The following is a 17,303-nucleotide window of genomic DNA, read 5'->3' as shown; positions in this document are numbered from 1 at the left end:
CGGGAACAATGTCCGACATGAGATCCACTGCCGATGCTCCGCGGTCGCCCGGGCGACCGCGGAGCATCCGCGCCGACGAGGCGATCATCGAGGCCACCCTCGACCTGCTCGCCGAGGGCAGCACCGTCGAGGCACTCTCGATCGAGGCGATCGCCAGCCGCGCCGGGGTCGGCAAGGCCACCATCTACCGCCGCTGGGCCGGCAAGGACGCCCTGCTGCTCGACGCGCTGCGTCGGCTCAAGGGCATCCTGCCGCAGCCGACCGGCCACTCCATCCGGGACGACCTGATCCTGCTCGTCGGCGCGATCGGTAAGAACATCGACCCGCGGGCGGAGAAGATCATGCCGTGTCTGGTGCCGGCGGTGAACCGCAGCACCGACCAGTACCAGCTCTACCAGAACATCATCGCGCCCCGGCGGCAGTTGATGCGCGAGGTGCTCAGGCGCGGCGTCGACGAGGGGGTGCTCCGGGCCGACGTCGACATCGAGGTGACGATGGCGCTGCTCACCGGGCCGATGCTGATCCAGCGGGTGCTGCAGTGGAGCCCGGATCTCAACGAGGTCGACCTGCCGGAGCGGGTCGTCGACGCCGTCCTCGAAGGGATCCGCGCCCGCTGACCGTCAGGCCGGCGCGCGCAGGCGGTGCAGGCGTAGCGCCAACTGCACCTCCAGCGCCCGCTCGGGCCGCTGCCAGTCCGCGCCGAGCAGCTGCCCCACCCGCTCCAGGCGTTGCGTCACGGTGTTGACGTGCACGTGCAGCTGCTCGGCGGCGCGGGCCAGGCTGCCACCGACGCCGAAGTACGCCTCCAACGTCTTCACCAGCGCCGTCCCCCGCCGGGCGTCGTAGTCGACCACCGGCCCGACGGTGGCGGTGAGGAACTGGGCCACGTCCTTCTCGCCCCGGTCACCGACAGTGCCCAACAGCAGCCCCACGAAGCCCAGCTCGGCGGTGCTCGCGCCCTGACCGGTACGACCCAGCGCGCCGAGCGCTGTCAGGCAGCGGTCCGCCTCGTGGAACGTCCCCGCCAGCGTCGTCGGTCCGGTCGCCGGACCGCTCGCCCCGGCGGTCACCGGTCGACTCGTCACGCGGGACAGATCCCGGGCCACCGCCCGGGCGCTGCCACCGGCGTCCTGACCGGGCAGCATCAGGACCACCCGTCCGTCGCGCGCCGCCGCCAGGCCACCGCGCGCCGAGGCGTACGTGGTGGCCCAGGAGAGCACCCGCTGCCGGGCCGAGCCGGTGGCCGCGATCGCGTCGTCGTCCACCGCCACCAGCACGTACGGGGCGTCCAGGTCCACCCCGAGCCGGCGAGCCCGGCTGCGCAACGCGTCGGTGTCCCGCAACGGCCGGGCGATCAGATCGTCAAGCAGCTCGCCGCGTACCCGACCTTCTGCCTCGGCCACCGTCCGGCGGAACAACAACAGCAGCGCTGTCACCAGCGCGGCCCGCTCCAGGATCCGCTGGTCGGCGTCGACAAGCTCGTCGTCGGGGCGCAGCACCAGAGCACCCAGGTTCTCGGTGCCCGCCACCACCGCCGCGTACCAGAGGGGGCCCCGGCGCACGCTGCGTCCCTCGGTGCGGGACGCGGCCACCGCCTCGACGATGTCCTCCCGGTCCGGCTCGTCGATCTCACCGACCCGGGCCAGCAACCGGCCCTCGGCGTCCAACGCCAGCAGCGCCCCGCCCAGCACCTCGGTCACCGCTGCCGCCACGTCCTCCACGCCGCCGCCGCGCAGCACCAGCGCGGTCATCCTGTCGTGCGCGGCAGCGGCCCGCTCCACCGAACTGCTGTGCGCCCGGATGGTGGTGTTGGCGGCCGACAGTTCGGCAAGCGCCGAGCGGGTCTCGGCCAGCAGCCGGGCCGTGTCGATCGCCACCGCGGCGTGCGCGGCGAGCGATACCAGCAGCGCGACCTCCTCCCGCACGAACGGTCGCGCCGAACGGTTGGCCGCGTAGAGCACGCCGATCGATGTGGATCCGAGCCGCAGCGGCACCCCGAGGATCGCCACCAGGCCCTCCTCGCCCACCCCGGCGTCGATCTCCCCGGTGTGGTGGAAGCGCTCGTCCTCGCCGTAGTTGGCTGTCACGTACGGGGCGCCGGACTGGGCCACCAGCCCACCGAGGCCGGCGCCCATCGGCAGCCGCAGCCGCTGGAAGCGGGCCGACACGGACCCGTCGGTCACCCGCATGTAGGTGTCGCCGCGCTCGTCGTCGTTGAGCGTCATGTACGCCACGTCGGCGCCCAGCAGGTTGCGCGCCCGGTGCACGATCGCCCGCAGCACGTCGTCCAGGTCGCGCAGGCCGGCCAGGTCGCTCACCGTGTCGTACAGACCGGACAGCTCGGTCTCCCGGCGGCGGCGCCGCTCCAGCAGCGCGCGGACCCGCAACGCCACGGTCCTTGCCTGCTCCAGCTCGGCCAGCCGCTCGGCCGGCGCCCCGGCGGCCCGTGCGGCCACCAACGGCCCCTCGAACTCCACCGCCGCGGCCTCACGGGCGAGCAGTTCCAGAAACTCCACCGGCGACGACATGGTCGACATTGTGCGGGGACCCACTAGTTGGCCGTCCAGCCCCCGTCGAGCGCGATCGACGCGCCGGTGATGAACGCCGCCGGCGGCGAGCAGAGGTACGCGAGCAACTCGGCCACCTCCTCAGGCTCGATCAGCCGCTTGATCGCCGCCCGGGCCAGCATGATCTTCTCGACCACCTCGGGCTCCGGGATGTCGTGACTGACCGCCTGGTCGGCGATCTGGCTCTCCACGAGCGCCGTGCGGACGTACGCCGGATTGATGCAGTTGGCGGTGACCCCGTGCACGGCGCCCTCCAACGCCACCACCTTCGACAGCCCTTCCAGGGCGTGCTTCGCCGTGACGTACGCCGCCTTGTACGGCGAGGCCCGCAGCCCGTGCACCGACGAGATGTTGACGATCCGGCCCCAACCCCGCGCGTACATGTGCGGCAGCGCGCGGCGGACCAGCAGGAACGGCGCCTCCACCATCACCCGCTGGATGTACTCGAACCGCTCGACGGGGAAGTCCTGCATCGGCGCCACGTGCTGGAGCCCGGCGTTGTTCACGACGATGTCCACGTCCACGTCGAGGCGGTCCACTGCCGCCGCGTCGGCCAGGTCCACCCCCTCGGCGCGCCCGCCCGCCTCGGCGGCGACCGTCCGGGCCGCGTCCAGGTTCCGGTCCACCACGAGCACCTTGGCGCCGGCAGCGCCCAGCCGCAGGGCGCACGCCCGCCCGATGCCGCTGCCGCCGCCGGTGACCAGGGCGGTGCGACCGGTGAGATCGAGCTGTACGACGTGGGGGACCGCCACGGGTTCTGCCGTCATGGCGCAAGAAGTTACGAGCTGTCAGCGCCCCGGCACATGGGCCGGCAACACATACTCCGGGCCAAAGCTGTGTGGCCCACCCTGTCCCGCCGCCCGCCCTGTCCCGCTGCGCGATTGCGCTCGATCCTGGATGCAGTGGTGTCGGTGCGTCGGTGGGGCCGCTACTTCCAGGTTCGAGCACGATCTTGGCGCGCGGCAGGGTGTGTCCCGTGGGGCTGGTGGGAGGCCGGGCGTTAGGGTGTCGAACACACGTACTGCTGACGGCTGGGGAGGGGGCGGCGTGCGCGTGCTCGGTGTGGACCCGGGGTTGACCCGGTGCGGGGTGGGCGTGGTCGAGGGTGTGCCGGGCCGCCCGTGCACGCTCGTCGCCTACTACGTGGTCTACACCGATCCGGCCGACGACCTGGCTCTGCGCCTGCTGCACCTGGACCGGTCGCTCACCGAGCTGGTCGCCAAGCATCAGCCCGAAAGCGTCGCCGTCGAGCGGGTCTTCAGCCAGCACAATGTGCGTACGGTGATGGGCACCGCGCAGGCGAGCGGCATCGCAGTGCTGGCGGGGGCGCGTGCCGGGCTGCCGGTGCAGACGTACACCCCCAGCGAGGTGAAGGCGGCGGTGACCGGCTCTGGGCAGGCCGACAAGGCGCAGATGACAGCCATGGTGACCCGGCTGCTGCGACTGGCCGAGCCGCCGAAGCCGGCCGACGCCGCCGACGCGCTCGCCCTGGCCATCTGCCACGTCTGGCGCGGCGGCACCCGCTCGAAGCTGGCCGCCGCGGCCGACCGGGCACGACGAGGAGGAGCACGATGATCGCCAGCGTGCGCGGCACGGTGACCGCGACGGGTCCGGACCTGGCAGTGATCGAGGTCGGCGGGGTCGGCCTTGCCGTGCACTGCGCCCCAGGGACGATCGCGGAGCTGCGGGTCGGCCAGGTCGCCCGGCTCGCCACGAGCCTTGTGGTGCGGGAAGACTCGCTGACCCTCTACGGCTTCGCCGACGACGACGCGAAGTCGTTGTTCGAGCTGCTCCAGACGGCAAGTGGGGTCGGCCCTCGGCTGGCCCAGGCGGTGCTTGCCGTGCACACCCCGGACGCGGTGCGCAAGGCCATCGCCAACGCCGACACCGCGGCCCTGACCCGGGTGCCGGGGATCGGCAAGAAGGGCGCCGAGCGTCTGGTGCTGGAACTGCGCGACCGGATCGGCCCGGTGTCCATCGGTGCCGACGGCGTGGGCGGTGTGACCGCCGGCGCCTGGCCCGATCAGGTCCGCCAGGCGCTTGTGGGCCTGGGTTGGACGGCCGGGCAGGCCGACCAGGCGGTGGCCGCTGTCGCGGAGACCATCGACGGGGCCACTCCGCCCGTGCCGTTGCTGCTCAAGCAGGCCATCCGCCTGCTCGGTCGCACCCGATGAGTGAGACCGAGGGGCTCGTCTCGGCGTACGTCAGCGACGCCGAGCGGGACGCGGAGGCCACCGTACGGCCGCGGCGGCTGGCCGAGTTCATTGCCCAGGACCGGGTCCGCGACCAACTTGACCTGCTGTTACAGGGGGCCATGCGGCGTGGTTCGCCGCCGGATCACATCCTGCTCTCCGGGCCGCCCGGGTTGGGTAAGACCAGCCTGGCAAACATCGTCGCCGCCGAGCTGGGCGCGGGCATCCGGGTGACGAGCGGGCCGGCGATCGAGCGTTCCGGTGACCTGGCGGCGATCCTGACCAGCCTGGCCGAGGGCGATGTGCTCTTCATCGACGAGATCCACCGGATCGCCCGGCCCGCCGAGGAGCTGCTCTACAGCGCGATGGAGGACTTCCGGGTCGACGTGGTGGTCGGCAAGGGGCCGGGGGCCACAGCGATCCCGCTTGATGTCGAGCCATTCACGCTTGTCGGTGCGACAACGCGGTCCGGGTTGTTGACCGGCCCGATGCGGGACCGGTTCGGTTTCGTCGCGCACCTTGATTTCTACGCCCCGGCGGATCTGGAGACGCTGCTGCACCGGTCGGCGCGGATCCTCGGTGTGCCGATCACGGACGAGGGCGCCACGGAGATCGCCGGCCGGTCGCGGGGCACTCCCCGGATCGCCAACCGGCTGCTGCGCCGGGTCCGCGACTACGCGGAGGTGCGGGCCGACGGCGTGGTCGATCTTGACACCGCCCGTGCGGCACTGATCGTGTACGACGTCGACGCGCTGGGTCTGGACCGGCTGGACCGGGCGGTGCTGAGCGCGCTCGTGGACTCGTTCCGGGGCGGCCCGGTGGGCCTGTCCACCCTCGCCGTGGCGGTGGGGGAGCAGCCGGACACCGTCGAGGAGGTGTGCGAGCCGTTCCTTGTGCGCGCCGGCCTGCTGGCGCGTACGCCGCGCGGCCGGGTGGCCACCGAGGCTGCCTGGCGGCACCTGGGTCGTACGCCACCAAATGGTACATTGGGGGTAGATGTCCCGTCGACACCCGATCTGTTCTCGGTGGATACCGATCAGCCGTGATGTGAACGTGATCTGTGCCGCATTCGGTGTTCTCAGGTGCAGGGATTAGACTTCGCCGCGGTCTGTACAGGACGTGAGAGTCCGCCTCCGCTCCGGCGCATCCCGCGCCGCGACGGAGGCCAATGGGAAGGTTTTTAACGTGCATTACGCACAATCGGCAGGCGGGGCCGGCAGCTTCACGCCGATCCTGATGATCGCGCTGCTCTTCGGTGTCATGTACTTCATGATGATCCGGCCCCAGCAGAAGCGCCGCCGCGAGGCAGAGGCGATGCAGTCGAACCTCGGCCCCGGCGACGAGGTCGTGACCATCGGCGGGCTCTACGGCACCGTCACCGGCATCGAGGACGACAGCGTCCTGCTCGAGGTCGCTCCGGGCGTGCAGACCCGCTACGCCCGCCCGGCCATCGCCCGGGTGGTCACCCGCGCGGAACTGCCGAGCGAGCCGGTCACCGAGGACGCGGACACCACCAAGGACTGACGCCCCCATCGGCGGCGGTGCTTCCGGCGTACGGCCGGACGACCGCCTCCCGGGGGTGCCGTGCCCGACGGGGCAGCGGACGTGACGTGAAAACTGGATAGTTGGGTCGACGCCGGACGTCGGCACGTCCCGTGACCGCCAGCGTCCGCGCCGGTGGGTCCGGCTCCGTGTCGGCGTCATGCCGACCCAGGTCAGACCCCGTCGGCCGGACCCCCGGCCCGACACTCGCCGCCGCCGCCGCGTGCAGCGGCGCGACCGTACAGGGAGACAGACAACCGTGGCACCACCTCAGGGACAGATGCGCCCCGGACGGCAGCTCGCCGTGCTCGGGGCCATCTTCGTGGTCCTCTACCTTCTGGTGTTCTTCGCGGGCGGTGCCAGCGGCAGCTTCAAGGATCGGCTTGAGCCTCGGCTCGGCCTGGACCTGATCGGCGGCACCCGGGTGACGCTGGAGGCGACAAACAGCGTCGACGGCAAGCCCCCGACGGCGGACAACCTCGAAGAGGCCCGGCAGATCATCGAGAGCCGGGTCAACGCGTTCGGCGTGGCCGAGGCCGAGGTGGTCACCGAGGGCAACCGGAACATCGTCATCTCCCTGCCCGGTGAGAACCGCGACCTCACCGACGTGGGCAGCGCGGCCGAGCTGCGCTTCCGCAAGGTGTTGAAGGCCGCCGACGGCAGCGGCGCGGTCGCCGCGCCGCCGGCCGCCGAGCCGAGCCCGTCCGGCAGCCCGGCTCCGTCCGGCAGCGCGAACCCGACCCCGTCGGGCAGTGGCGCGCCGCAGGCGACCGCGTCGCCGAGCGGCGGTCAGGGCGGAATGGCACCGGCGTCGCCGAGCGCCACGCCGGCCCCGTCCGCCTCGGCGAGCGCCGCGCCGTCGGCGAGCGCCAGCACCGAGCCGGTGCCGGCGAGCATCGAGGAGCAGCGCAAGGCCGTAGAGCAGAAGGTCGGCGCCGCCGCGTGGCAGGCCGCCAGCGGCCTGCAGGGCCCGGCCGACCTGACCGCCGACCCGTCGCTCGCCGAGAAGCTCAAGCCGTTCGGCACCCTGTCGCCGCAGGAGGTGGCGGTGCTGCCGGCACAGCTGCAGTTCAACGTGCCGACGATCGGCTGCGCGCAGCTCGACAAGCGTCCGCCGGCGTCGATCTCCGACCCGAAGCAGCAGGTCGTCTCCTGCGAGGACGGCGTCTCCAAGTATCTGCTCGACCAGGCCAAGGTGCTCGGCACCGACGTGTCGGACGCCGACGCGGTGCTCGACCAGACCAACTCCTGGGTGGTCAGCCTCGACTTCACCGGCAAGGGCCAGGGCAACTGGACGGCCCTCACCCGTGAGGCGTTCAACAACGAGGGCGGGGCGTGCGACGCGACCGCCCTTGGCCAGGACGGCAAGTGCCGGGTGGCAGTCGTGCTGGACAACGAGATCGTCTCCTCGCCGGAGATCCAGGGCGTGCTGACCGGCAACTCCCAGATCACCGGCAACTTCACCCAGAAGGACGCCAGCACCCTCGCGGGCCAGCTCCGCTACGGCGCGCTGCCGGTGACCTTCGAGCAGCAGGAGGCGCAGAACGTCACCGCCACGCTGGGTGCCAGCCACCTGCGTGCCGGTCTGCTCGCCGCCGGCATCGGCATGCTGCTGGTCATCATCTACGCGTTCTTCTACTACCGGCTGCTCGGCTCGGTGATCTTCCTGAGCCTGATCCTCTCCGCGCTGCTGGTCTTCGGCGCGCTGGTGGTGCTCGGCCGGCAGATCGGCTTCACGCTCACCCTCGCCGGCATCGCCGGCATGATCGTCTCACTCGGTGTGGCGGCGGACTCGTTCGTCATCTACTTCGAACGATTGAAGGACGAGATCCGGGAGGGGCGCAGCCCACGCAGCGCCGTACCCCGGGCCTGGATCCGAGCCCGCCGGACGATCATCTCGGCAAACGCGATCACCCTGCTCTCGGCTGTGGTGCTCTACGTGGTCTCGGTCGGCACGGTGAAGGGCTTCGCGTTCGCGCTCGGCCTCGCCACAGTGCTCGACCTGGTGGTGGTCTTCCTCTTCCGCCACCCGATCATGACGATGTTCGCCCGGACCCGGGCGTTCCTGTCCCCGCGGGTCAGCGGGCTCGGCCGGGCGCTTCCGGCCCGGACCCAGCAGACTCAGCCCCGCAACCCGCGCGCCAAGGAGGCCTGAGATGGCTGACAACAGTTTGGCGAGTCGCCTCTACAACGGTGAGGCCGGTCTCAACGTCGTCGGCCGACGCAAGCTCTGGTTCGGCGTCGCCGGGATCCTCGTCCTGATCGCGATCCTCAGCATCTCGATCCGGGGGTTCAGCCTCGGTATCGAGTTCGCCGGCGGCAACTCGTTCTCGGTGCCGGCCAGCGTCGGCACGCTGGAGCAGGCCGAGGAGGAGGTCAACGCTGCCCTCGCCGCCGAGAACACCGGCGTCGAGGTGGCCACCGCGCAGCAGGTCGGCGGCACCGGCGGCGACTCCTACGAGCTTCGTACGCCGCAGCTCAGCGTCGAGCAGACGAACGCGGTGAAGGCGCAGATCGCCGAGGACTTCGGTCTGGAGCCCGGTCAGATCAGCAGCAACCAGGTCAGTGAGGCGTGGGGCAGCCAGGTCACCGAGCGGGCCGTGCTCGGTCTGGTGGTCTTCATCGCGCTGGTGATGCTCTACCTGATCCTGCGCTTCGAGTGGCGGATGGCCGTCGCGGCCGTCACCTCGCTGCTGCTGAACCTGATCCTCACCGCCGGCATCTACTCGCTTGTCGGCTTCGAGGTCACCCCGTCGACGATCATCGGTTTCCTCACGATCCTGGGCTTCGCGCTCTACGACGTGGTGGTGGTCTTCGACAAGGTGCAGGAGAACACACGGGGCATCACTGCCAACAACAACCAGACGTACGGCGAGGCGGCCAACCTGGCCGTCAACCAGAGCCTCATGCGGTCGCTGAACACGTCGGTAGTGGCGCTGCTGCCCGTCGGTGGTCTGCTCTTCATCGGCGCCGGCCTGCTCGGCGCCGGCACGCTGAAGGACCTCGGCCTGGTGCTGTTCGTCGGTATGGCGATGGCCTTCCTGACCTCCATCGTGGTGGCCACCCCGATGCTGGCGCTGCTGAAGAACTACGAGCCGCGCATCCAGGCGCACAACAAGCGGGTGCAGGCCCGCCGCGGTGCGCTGGCGCGTGGCGAGGTCCCCACGAAGGGTGCCGCCGTGAGCCCGGCCCGGACCGATGCGGACGACGCGCCCGTGGACGACACGGCCGCGATGGCCGGCGCCGCTCCCAAGGTGGGCGCCCGGCCGGCGGGCAAGCGGTCCACCGGTGCCCGGGGCGGTCGCCCGGGTGGCGGCGGCAACCGGCCGGGTGGCGCCAAGCGGCGCTGACCGGCGGCAGCGCCCAGGCGGCGCTGACCAGCAGTGGCGCTGACCGGCGGTGGCGCCGGGCGGCGCGGAACGGCCCGGGTAGGCCCGGGAGGACATGACCGAACGGCGTCCGGCATGCTGTGCGAGCAGCACTGCCGGACGCCGTCGTCGTCGAAGGGAACGGAACTGCCGTGACGGAGACCCACAGCACCGCACCGCGCGGGGACCTCGGCCCGGACACCGCCCGGCTGGTGGCCAGTCGGGTGCTGGACGTGCCGGACTTCCCCCAGCCCGGTGTCCTGTTCAAGGACCTGATGCCGCTGTTCGCCGATGCGAAGGTGTTCCGCGACGTTGTCGACGGGATCGTGGCGTACCACGGGCGGGACGGCTTCGACGTGGTGGTCGGCATCGAGGCGCGCGGGTTCGTGGTGGCGGCGGCCGTCGCGTACGCGGCCGGGGTGGGCGTGGTGCCCGTCCGCAAGGCCGGCAAACTGCCCCGCCCGGCGCACTCGGTCTCCTACGCCCTCGAATACGGCGAGGCCACCCTGGAAGTGCACGAGGACGCCTTCACCGCAGGTCATAGGGTGCTTGTGGTCGACGACGTGCTGGCCACCGGCGGCACCGCCGAGGCGACTCTGGACCTGGTCGAGCGGGCCGGTGGGACCGTCAGCGGCTTCACCGTACTGCTGGAGTTGGGTTTCCTGGGTGGCCGTGAGCGGCTGGCGCCGCGTCCGGTCCATGCCCTGCTGACCGTTTGATTCGCGGCCCGTCAAGCGGACCCCGCGCCGACCGTCCGGCGGAGCGGCAGGGGACCGTCCGTGCGGGTAGCATTGCCCTTTGCTGACGCCGGCGGTACCCCGCCCGGCGGCGCGAGACCAGGCCGGCCGATGTACGGCCGGTGTTTTCCCGGCGAGCGGTGAGGAGGCCGGTGTCCCACGATGTCGTCCCTCCGGCGGAGGGCACGGTGCACCCGACAGGCGACGCTGACGGCTCGGTGACCGACCGGAACGCTGACGCTCCGGCCCGGGTGACGGGCTCCGGCAAGGGCTCGGGCAACGGCTCCGGCAGGGCTGCGATCGACGGCACGACTGTGACACCCGCCGCCACGGCGGGCGGCGTCGAGTCGTCCCTCGGCGCTGACGGGGTAGTGGTCCCGTTCCCCACCGACGCCGGTGTCGACCCGTCGCCCAGCGGCGGGTTCGGGCTGTCCAACGCGCCCACCGGTCGGCGGGTCCGGGCCCGGTTGGCCCGGTTCAACGCGCCCTGGCAGACCTCGCAGGTGAGCGAGGTGCTGGAGCCGCTCATCGCCAGCCACCGGGAGAACCACCCCAAGGCCGACGCGCGGTTGTTGCAGCGGGCCTTCGACACCGCCGCGCGGTGGCACTCCGGGCAGTACCGCAAGTCCGGCGACCCGTACATCACCCACCCTCTTGCCGTGGCGACGATCCTCGGCAATCTGGGGATGGACACCACCACGCTTGTCGCCGCGCTGCTGCACGACACCATCGAGGACACCGAGTACACGCTCGACCAGATGCGCGTCGACTTCGGCGGTGAGGTCGCCCTGCTTGTCGACGGTGTCACCAAGCTGGACAAGGTAAAGCTTGGTGACGCGGCGAAGGCCGAGACGATCCGCAAGATGGTCGTGGCGATGGCCAAGGACCCGCGGGTGCTGGTGATCAAGCTGGCTGACCGGTTGCACAACATGCGTACCCTGACCTTCCTGCCCCGCCCCAAGCAGGAGCAGAAGGCCAAGGAGACCCTGGAGATCCTGGCGCCCCTGGCCCACCGGCTCGGTATGAACACGATCAAGTGGGAGCTGGAGGATCTGGCGTTCGGCACGCTGTTCCCGAAGCGCTTCGAGGAGATCAACCGGCTGATCGGGGAGCACCAGCCGCAGCGTGAGGCGCTGCTGCGCCAGGTGACGCAGAAGGTGTCGACCGACCTCAAGGCCGCCAAGATCAAGGCGGACACCACCGGGCGGCCGAAGCACCTCTACTCGATCTACCAGAAGATGATCGTGCGGGGTCGCGACTTCAACGACATCTACGACCTGGTGGGTGTACGGATCCTTGTCGACACGGTTCGTGACTGCTACGCGGCGCTGGGCGTGATCCACGCCAACTGGCAGCCGGTGCCGGGCCGGTTCAAGGACTACATCGCCATGCCCAAGTTCAACATGTACCAGTCGTTGCACACGACTGTCATCGGGCCCACCGGCAAGCCGGTGGAGATGCAGATCCGCACGTACGCGATGCACCGCACCGCCGAGTTCGGCATCGCCGCGCACTGGAAGTACAAGGAGCACAAGGGCACGCAGATCGTCGGCCCGCCGGCGCACATCGACGAGATGACCTGGCTGCGGCAGTTGCTGGACTGGCAACGCGAGGCCGCCGACCCGAGCGAGTTCCTCGACGCGCTGCGCTTCGACCTGTCCAGCCAGGAGGTGTACGTCTTCACCCCCAAGGGTGACGTCATCCCGCTGCCGACCGGTTCGACGCCTGTGGACTTCGCGTACGCGGTGCACACCGAGGTCGGGCACAAGTGCATCGGCGCGCGGGTCAACGGCAAGCTCGTGCCGCTGGAGTCGACGCTGTCCAACGGCGACGTGATCGAGATCTTCACGTCGAAGTCCGAGACGGCCGGCCCGACACAGGACTGGCTGGGCTTCGTCAAGAGCCCACGCGCCCGCACGAAGATCCGCCAGTACTTCAACAAGGAGCGGCGCGAGGAGGCGATCGAGGCCGGCAAGGACGCGATCGTCAAGGCCATGCGCAAGCAGGGCATGCCGTTGCAGCGGATGCTCACCTCCGACGCGCTCATGTCGATCGCACGGGACCTGCACCTGGCCGACGTGGCGTCGCTGTACGCGGCGGTCGGCGACAGCCAGGTCTCGGCGCAGTCGGTGGTGCAGAAGCTGATGGCCGCGTACGGCGGCGAGGAGGGCGCGGCGGAGGACATCGCCGAGACCGCCGTCGCCACCCGGCCGCCGCGCAGCCGGCAGAGCAGCAGCGACCCCGGCGTTGTGGTCCGCGGCGTCAGCGACGTCTGGATCAAGCTGGCCCGCTGCTGCACACCGGTCCCACCGGACTCGGTCTTCGGGTTCGTCACCCGCTCCGGCGGCGTGAGCGTGCACCGTGACGACTGCGCCAACGCCGAGGACCTGCGGGCGCAGAGCGAGCGGGTCGTGGAGGTCAGTTGGAAGCTCACCTCCGCCTCGACCTTCCTTGTGGCCATACAGGTCGAGGCGCTGGACAGGCACAAGCTGCTCGCCGACGTCACGAGGGTGCTCTCCGACGAGCGGGTCAACATCCTCTCCGCCACCGTCACCACCACCCGTGACCGGGTGGCGGTGAGTCGGTTCAGCTTCGAGATGGCCGACCCGAAGCACCTCGGCCACCTCCTGGCCACCGTCCGCAAGGTCGACGGCGTCTTCGACGCGTACCGGGTCACCTCCGGGGCCTGACCCCGACAGCAAAGCGCCCGCCGGCTCAGCCGGCGGGCGCTTTCACGTGCGAGGGTGTCAGCCCTGCGGGTTGCTCATCGTGAGGTCCTTGATGACGATCTCCTTCTTCGGGTGACCGCCACCGGCCTGCTGGGCGAACGCACCGTCGTCGCCGGCCTTCGCCACGTCCTTGACGATGTCCATGCCGCCGGTGATGGTGCCCAGCACGGTGTACGCCGGGTCCAGGGGCGAGTCGCCGTACACGATGAAGAACTGGCTGCCGGTGCTGCCCGGCTGGCCGGAGTTGGCCATCGCGATGACACCCTCCGGGTACGGCGGGCGCTTGTCGGTGGGCAGGTTCTCCTCGGCCTGGCGGTAGCTCGGGCCGCCGGTGCCGTCGGTGTCCCGCCAGCCCTTGCCGGTGGCGCTCGGGTCACCGCACTGGAGCACCTTGATGCCCTCGGTCACCAGGCGGTGGCACTTGCTGTTGTCGAAGAAGTTCTTCTCCGCCAGGTAGGTGAAGCTGCCCGCCGTGCACGGCGACAGCGACCGGTCGACCTTGGCGGTGATCGGACCCAGGTTGGTGTCGATCGTCATGGTCTGCACGCCGGTGGCGGACTGCTGGTTGCTGGGCAACCCGACGTCCTTGATCTGCGGGGTCCGCTGGTCGGCGGGCACCTCGGTGAATGCGCACTCGGCCGAGCCGGGCGCCGAGGCGGCCGTGTCGGTCTTGTCGTCGTCGCCGCCGAGGGTCATGGCCAGCCAGGCGGTGCCGGCGACCACGAGAACCAGGGCAGCCCCCGCACCGATGATCGCCTGGGTCTGCCGGCGCTTACGGGCCCTGCCCGCGCGCTCGGCCATCTCCTTCTCGAGCCGGGCGCGTGCCGCCGCGCGCTGCCGCTCTCTGGTGGACGTCACGCCTGGATCCTCCTGGCTGTCTGCTGCTTGGTGCCGCTCGGGTGGGTGGGGACGACCGGTCAGCCCGCGCTCGGGCTGCTGGCCGGGGCGCTGGCGGACGACGGCGACGGTGCCGCACCGGTGACCGGCTCACCGACGGTGAGACTCTGGATCACCACGTCGGACTTGGGCTTGACCTGCGCCCCGGTCCCATTGTCCACGGTCGGCAGGGCACCTATCTTCTCCACCACGTCCAGCCCGCCGGTGACCTTGCCGATCACCGGGTACTTCGGCTCCGCGGTGGTGAAGTCCTTGAAGAAGATCAGGAACTGGCTGCCGTTGTTGCCCGGCGGGTTGGAGATCATCGCGACGGTCCCCTTGGGGTACGTCGACGGCTGACCGGGCGCCGGGCTGGCCGAGGGCGCCGTCGGCACGTCCTCGTCGTAGAACGAGTAGGTGGGCCCGCCGAGACCGGTGCCGCTGGGGTCGCCGCAGCGCAGCGCGCCCTCGGCGGTGATCTCGTGGCAGGCGGTGTTGTCGTAGAACGACCGGCTCGCCAGGTGGGCGACGCTCGCCGCGGCACAGGGGGAGTTGGCCAGGTTGAGCTCGGCGGTGATCGGCGCGCCCTGGTTGGTGGTGACCGTCATCGCGCGGGTGCCCTCGGTGGGCAGGTCCTTGGTCGCCGGCATGCCGACGTCCTTGAGGTTGGTGTTGGCGGTCGCGTCCTGCGGCGTCCAGACGCAGGTGTCCTGCGCTGCGGTCTTCTGCTCCGGCTCCGAGTCGAACGCCCCGAGTGCCCAGGCCGAACCGGCCACGACCAACGCGAGGACCAGGAAGACACCGACACCGGCCTGGATCTGTCGACGGCGCCGCGTGGCGGCGGCCCGCCGGGCCAACTGCCGGTCGAGCTTGGCCCGCGCCAGTTTGCGCTGCCGGTCCCTGCTGGAAGCCACCAGTGCTCCCCTTTCCTCTGCCTGGTCGTCGCCGACGGCCGGGTGTCCCGGCCCATCCGGCGTTTCGTGTGCCGCGCCACACGCCCGCCAGAGTGTACGGCTAGCGACTGGGAATGTGGTGTACGAGGTCCACCCCGTCCCGAGCAGCGTTTATCGGAGGCTGTCACTGTGCCCGTCAGGGCGCCAGGGACGGACGCGGCGAACCCGCTCGCCGGGCCGGTTAGGCTGCTGGGCAGGACGACAGCTCGACGGAAGGACAGCGCCCGTGCTCGTGGCCGGCTTTCCCGCGGACGCTTTCGGCACCAACTGCTACGTGGTGGCGACCGCGCCGGGGGAGCAGTGTGTCGTGGTCGACCCCGGCATCGGGGTGCTCGACCAGCTCGACGCGCTGCTCGCCGAGCACCGACTGCACCCGGCAGCCGTCCTGCTGACCCACGGGCACCTGGACCACACCTTCTCGGTCGCCCCGGTGTGCGGCGCCCGTGGCATCACCGCGTACGTGCACCCCGGCGACCGGGAGATGCTCGCCGACCCGGCCAAGGGCCTGTCGGCCGACCTGACCTCGCTCTTCGGCGGCCGGCTGAGCTACAGCGAGCCCGACGACGTGGCGGAGCTGACCGACGGCGCCACCCTCACCCTCGCCGGCCTGGAGATCGCCGTCGACCACGCACCGGGCCATACCGGCGGGTCGGTGCTGTTCCGGCTGCCCGGCGCGGGCTCGGGCTGGGAGGCTGACGAGATCTGCCTCTCCGGCGACGTGCTCTTCGCCGGGTCGATCGGCCGCACCGACCTCCCGGGCGGCAGCATGCCAGCCATGCTCGACAGCCTGCGCGACAAGATCCTCCCCTTGGCCGACGACACAGTCGTCCTGCCCGGGCACGGTCCCAGCACCACGATCGGCCGCGAGCGCGCCAGCAACCCGTACCTCATCGAGGTGGCGGGGTCGGCGCCCGCCGCGCCCACCCGGGGTCTCTAAAGAAACGTCCGCGCCGCTCGTGGACCCACGACACCACCGCGCCGCGGGCGCGGAACCGCAAGGAGTACGCCAATGAGCAAGCCCACGCCCATCTCAGGCTTCCCGGAGTGGACCCCCGGCCAGCGGATGATCGAGCAGTTCGTGCTCGACAAGATCCGGGGGACGTTCGAGTTGTACGGGTTCGCGCCGCTGGAGACCCGCGCGGTGGAGCCCCTCGACCAGCTGCTGCGCAAGGGCGAGACCTCCAAAGAGGTGTACGTGATCCGGCGGCTGCACGCCGACGCGGAGGGCGGCGGCGGTGACGACCAGCTCGGCCTGCACTTCGACCTGACCGTGCCGTTCGCCAGGTACGTGCTGGAGAACGCCGGCAAGCTCGCCTTCCCGTTCCGCCGCTACCAGATCCAGAAGGTGTGGCGGGGGGAGCGCCCGCAGGAGGGGCGCTACCGGGAGTTCGTGCAGGCCGACATCGACATCGTCGACCGGGACACACTGGCCCCGCACCACGAGGCGGAGATCCCGCTGGTGATCGGGGACGCGCTGCGCTCGCTGCCGATCCCGCCGGTGACCATCCAGGTGAACAACCGCAAGGTCTGCGAGGGCTTCTACCGGGGGATCGGGCTGACCGACCCGGAGGCGGCGCTCCGTGCCGTCGACAAGCTCGACAAGATCGGCCCGGCGAAGGTGGCCGAGCTGCTGGCCCAGACCGCCGGTGCGAGCGAGGCGCAGGCCAAGGCGTGCCTGGCGCTTGCCGAGATCTCCGCGCCGGACGCGTCGTTCGCCGACGCCGTACGCGCCCTCGGTGTCACCGACCCGCTGCTCGACGAGGGCATCGAGGAGCTGGTCCGGGTCGTCGAGACCGCCGCCGAGCACTCGCCCGGCCTGTGCGTCGCCGACCTGCGCATCGCCCGGGGGCTCGACTATTACACCGGCACCGTCTACGAGACCCAACTGCACGGCTACGAGCGCTTCGGTTCGATCTGCTCCGGCGGTCGGTACGACAGCCTGGCCACTCTCGGCGCCACCTCGTTCCCCGGCGTGGGGATCTCGATCGGGGTGACCCGGCTGCTCGGGCTGCTCTTCGGCGCGGGCGAGCTGTCGATCTCCCGTTCGGTGCCCACCTGTGTCCTGGTGGCGGTGACCGGCGAGGAGCAGCGTGCGGCAAGCAACCGGGTGGCCGAGGCGCTGCGGCGACGCGGGGTGCCGACCGAGGTGTCGCCCAGCGCGGCGAAGTTCGGCAAGCAGATCCGCTACGCCGAGCGGCGCGGCATCCCGTACGTCTGGTTCCCGGGCGTCGACGACGCGCCCGACGAGGTCAAGGACATTCGCTCAGGTGAGCAGGTAGCGGCCGACGCGGGGGAGTGGATGCCGCCCGTCGAGGACCGTACGCCGAGAGTCAACTGAG

Annotated in this window: 15 protein-coding genes; 11 read left to right on the top strand and 4 right to left on the bottom strand. The window is 71.0% G+C overall.

From position 1 onward, the window contains the following. The first annotated feature begins 8 nt into the window (after window positions 1-8). Window positions 9-617, top strand: coding sequence for a TetR/AcrR family transcriptional regulator (locus ACLQ23_RS25050; RefSeq protein WP_425735844.1), 609 nt, complete (start codon window positions 9-11; stop codon window positions 615-617). 3 nt (window positions 618-620) lie between these two features. Here ACLQ23_RS25050 and ACLQ23_RS25045 read toward each other — a convergent pair whose 3' ends face one another. Next, window positions 621-2,537: a helix-turn-helix domain-containing protein gene (locus ACLQ23_RS25045; protein WP_355597568.1), complete on the bottom strand. Its 1,917-nt coding sequence runs from the start codon at window positions 2,535-2,537 to the stop codon at window positions 621-623. A 14-nt stretch (window positions 2,538-2,551) separates the two neighbouring features. Continuing rightward, window positions 2,552-3,334: a 3-hydroxybutyrate dehydrogenase gene (locus ACLQ23_RS25040; protein ID WP_355597566.1), complete on the bottom strand. Its 783-nt coding sequence runs from the start codon at window positions 3,332-3,334 to the stop codon at window positions 2,552-2,554. Between the two features lie 280 nt (window positions 3,335-3,614). On the opposite strand from ACLQ23_RS25040, the gene ruvC reads away from it, so the two are divergent. The 8 genes from ruvC to ACLQ23_RS25000 all read left to right on the top strand — a co-directional run bounded on the left by ruvC (window position 3,615) and on the right by ACLQ23_RS25000 (window position 13,096). Further along, entirely contained in the window at window positions 3,615-4,142 is a 528-nt protein-coding gene (gene ruvC / locus ACLQ23_RS25035) for a crossover junction endodeoxyribonuclease RuvC (RefSeq protein WP_355597564.1), read from the top strand. Further along, entirely contained in the window at window positions 4,139-4,741 is a 603-nt protein-coding gene (ruvA, locus tag ACLQ23_RS25030; protein ID WP_355597562.1) for a Holliday junction branch migration protein RuvA, read from the top strand. The genes ruvC and ruvA overlap by 4 nt, the downstream gene beginning before the upstream one ends. After that, the gene (gene ruvB / locus ACLQ23_RS25025) at window positions 4,738-5,805 is read left to right on the top strand and encodes a Holliday junction branch migration DNA helicase RuvB (protein ID WP_355597560.1); all 1,068 of its coding nucleotides are present in this window, start codon (window positions 4,738-4,740) and stop codon (window positions 5,803-5,805) included. Before ruvA ends, ruvB begins: the two co-directional genes overlap by 4 nt. A gap of 139 nt (window positions 5,806-5,944) precedes the next feature. After that, a complete protein-coding gene (yajC, locus tag ACLQ23_RS25020; RefSeq protein ID WP_355597558.1) occupies window positions 5,945-6,283 on the top strand; it encodes a preprotein translocase subunit YajC in 339 nt (112 codons plus the stop codon). Between the two features lie 277 nt (window positions 6,284-6,560). Further along, on the top strand, window positions 6,561-8,456 hold the full coding sequence (secD, locus tag ACLQ23_RS25015; RefSeq protein WP_355597556.1) for a protein translocase subunit SecD: 1,896 nt from the start codon (window positions 6,561-6,563) through the stop codon (window positions 8,454-8,456). Window position 8,457: 1 nt separating this feature from the next. Further along, window positions 8,458-9,651 (top strand): protein translocase subunit SecF, encoded by a 1,194-nt coding sequence (secF, locus tag ACLQ23_RS25010; RefSeq protein ID WP_425881191.1) that lies wholly within the window; start codon window positions 8,458-8,460, stop codon window positions 9,649-9,651. A gap of 170 nt (window positions 9,652-9,821) precedes the next feature. Further along, entirely contained in the window at window positions 9,822-10,388 is a 567-nt protein-coding gene (locus ACLQ23_RS25005; protein ID WP_355597552.1) for an adenine phosphoribosyltransferase, read from the top strand. Between the two features lie 170 nt (window positions 10,389-10,558). After that, window positions 10,559-13,096, top strand: a complete 2,538-nt coding sequence (locus ACLQ23_RS25000) for a RelA/SpoT family protein (RefSeq protein ID WP_355597550.1) — start codon at window positions 10,559-10,561, stop codon at window positions 13,094-13,096. A gap of 57 nt (window positions 13,097-13,153) precedes the next feature. Here the strand turns inward: ACLQ23_RS25000 and ACLQ23_RS24995 are convergent, their stop codons facing one another. Continuing rightward, entirely contained in the window at window positions 13,154-13,993 is an 840-nt protein-coding gene (locus ACLQ23_RS24995; RefSeq protein WP_355597548.1) for a peptidylprolyl isomerase, read from the bottom strand. Between the two features lie 59 nt (window positions 13,994-14,052). After that, window positions 14,053-14,925 (bottom strand): peptidylprolyl isomerase, encoded by an 873-nt coding sequence (locus ACLQ23_RS24990; RefSeq protein ID WP_425881190.1) that lies wholly within the window; start codon window positions 14,923-14,925, stop codon window positions 14,053-14,055. A gap of 265 nt (window positions 14,926-15,190) precedes the next feature. Here ACLQ23_RS24990 and ACLQ23_RS24985 point away from each other — a divergent pair, with 265 nt between their 5' ends. Beyond that, the gene (locus ACLQ23_RS24985) at window positions 15,191-15,901 is read left to right on the top strand and encodes an MBL fold metallo-hydrolase (RefSeq protein ID WP_355597544.1); all 711 of its coding nucleotides are present in this window, start codon (window positions 15,191-15,193) and stop codon (window positions 15,899-15,901) included. 72 nt (window positions 15,902-15,973) lie between these two features. Next, window positions 15,974-17,302 (top strand): histidine--tRNA ligase, encoded by a 1,329-nt coding sequence (gene hisS / locus ACLQ23_RS24980; RefSeq protein ID WP_355597542.1) that lies wholly within the window; start codon window positions 15,974-15,976, stop codon window positions 17,300-17,302. Window position 17,303: the final 1 nt, after the last annotated feature.

Source organism: Micromonospora sp. DT41, from assembly GCF_049841715.1.
Taxonomy (GTDB): Bacteria; Actinomycetota; Actinomycetes; order Mycobacteriales; family Micromonosporaceae; genus Micromonospora; species Micromonospora profundi.
The sequence above is the reverse complement of the archived record's forward strand: the minus strand, read 5'-3'. Positions and strand labels throughout refer to the sequence as shown.

What these genes read in the sequence shown, in the direction of transcription:
- ACLQ23_RS25050 (WP_425735844.1), top strand. Translation starts at nt 9, where the DNA reads ATGTCCGACATGAGATCCACTGCCGATGCTCCGCGGTCGCCCGGGCGA.
- ACLQ23_RS25045 (WP_355597568.1), bottom strand. Translation starts at nt 2,537, where the DNA reads ATGTCGACCATGTCGTCGCCGGTGGAGTTTCTGGAACTGCTCGCCCGT.
- ACLQ23_RS25040 (WP_355597566.1), bottom strand. Translation starts at nt 3,334, where the DNA reads ATGACGGCAGAACCCGTGGCGGTCCCCCACGTCGTACAGCTCGATCTC.
- ruvA (WP_355597562.1), top strand. Translation starts at nt 4,139, where the DNA reads ATGATCGCCAGCGTGCGCGGCACGGTGACCGCGACGGGTCCGGACCTG.
- ruvB (WP_355597560.1), top strand. Translation starts at nt 4,738, where the DNA reads ATGAGTGAGACCGAGGGGCTCGTCTCGGCGTACGTCAGCGACGCCGAG.
- secF (WP_425881191.1), top strand. Translation starts at nt 8,458, where the DNA reads ATGGCTGACAACAGTTTGGCGAGTCGCCTCTACAACGGTGAGGCCGGT.
- hisS (WP_355597542.1), top strand. Translation starts at nt 15,974, where the DNA reads ATGAGCAAGCCCACGCCCATCTCAGGCTTCCCGGAGTGGACCCCCGGC.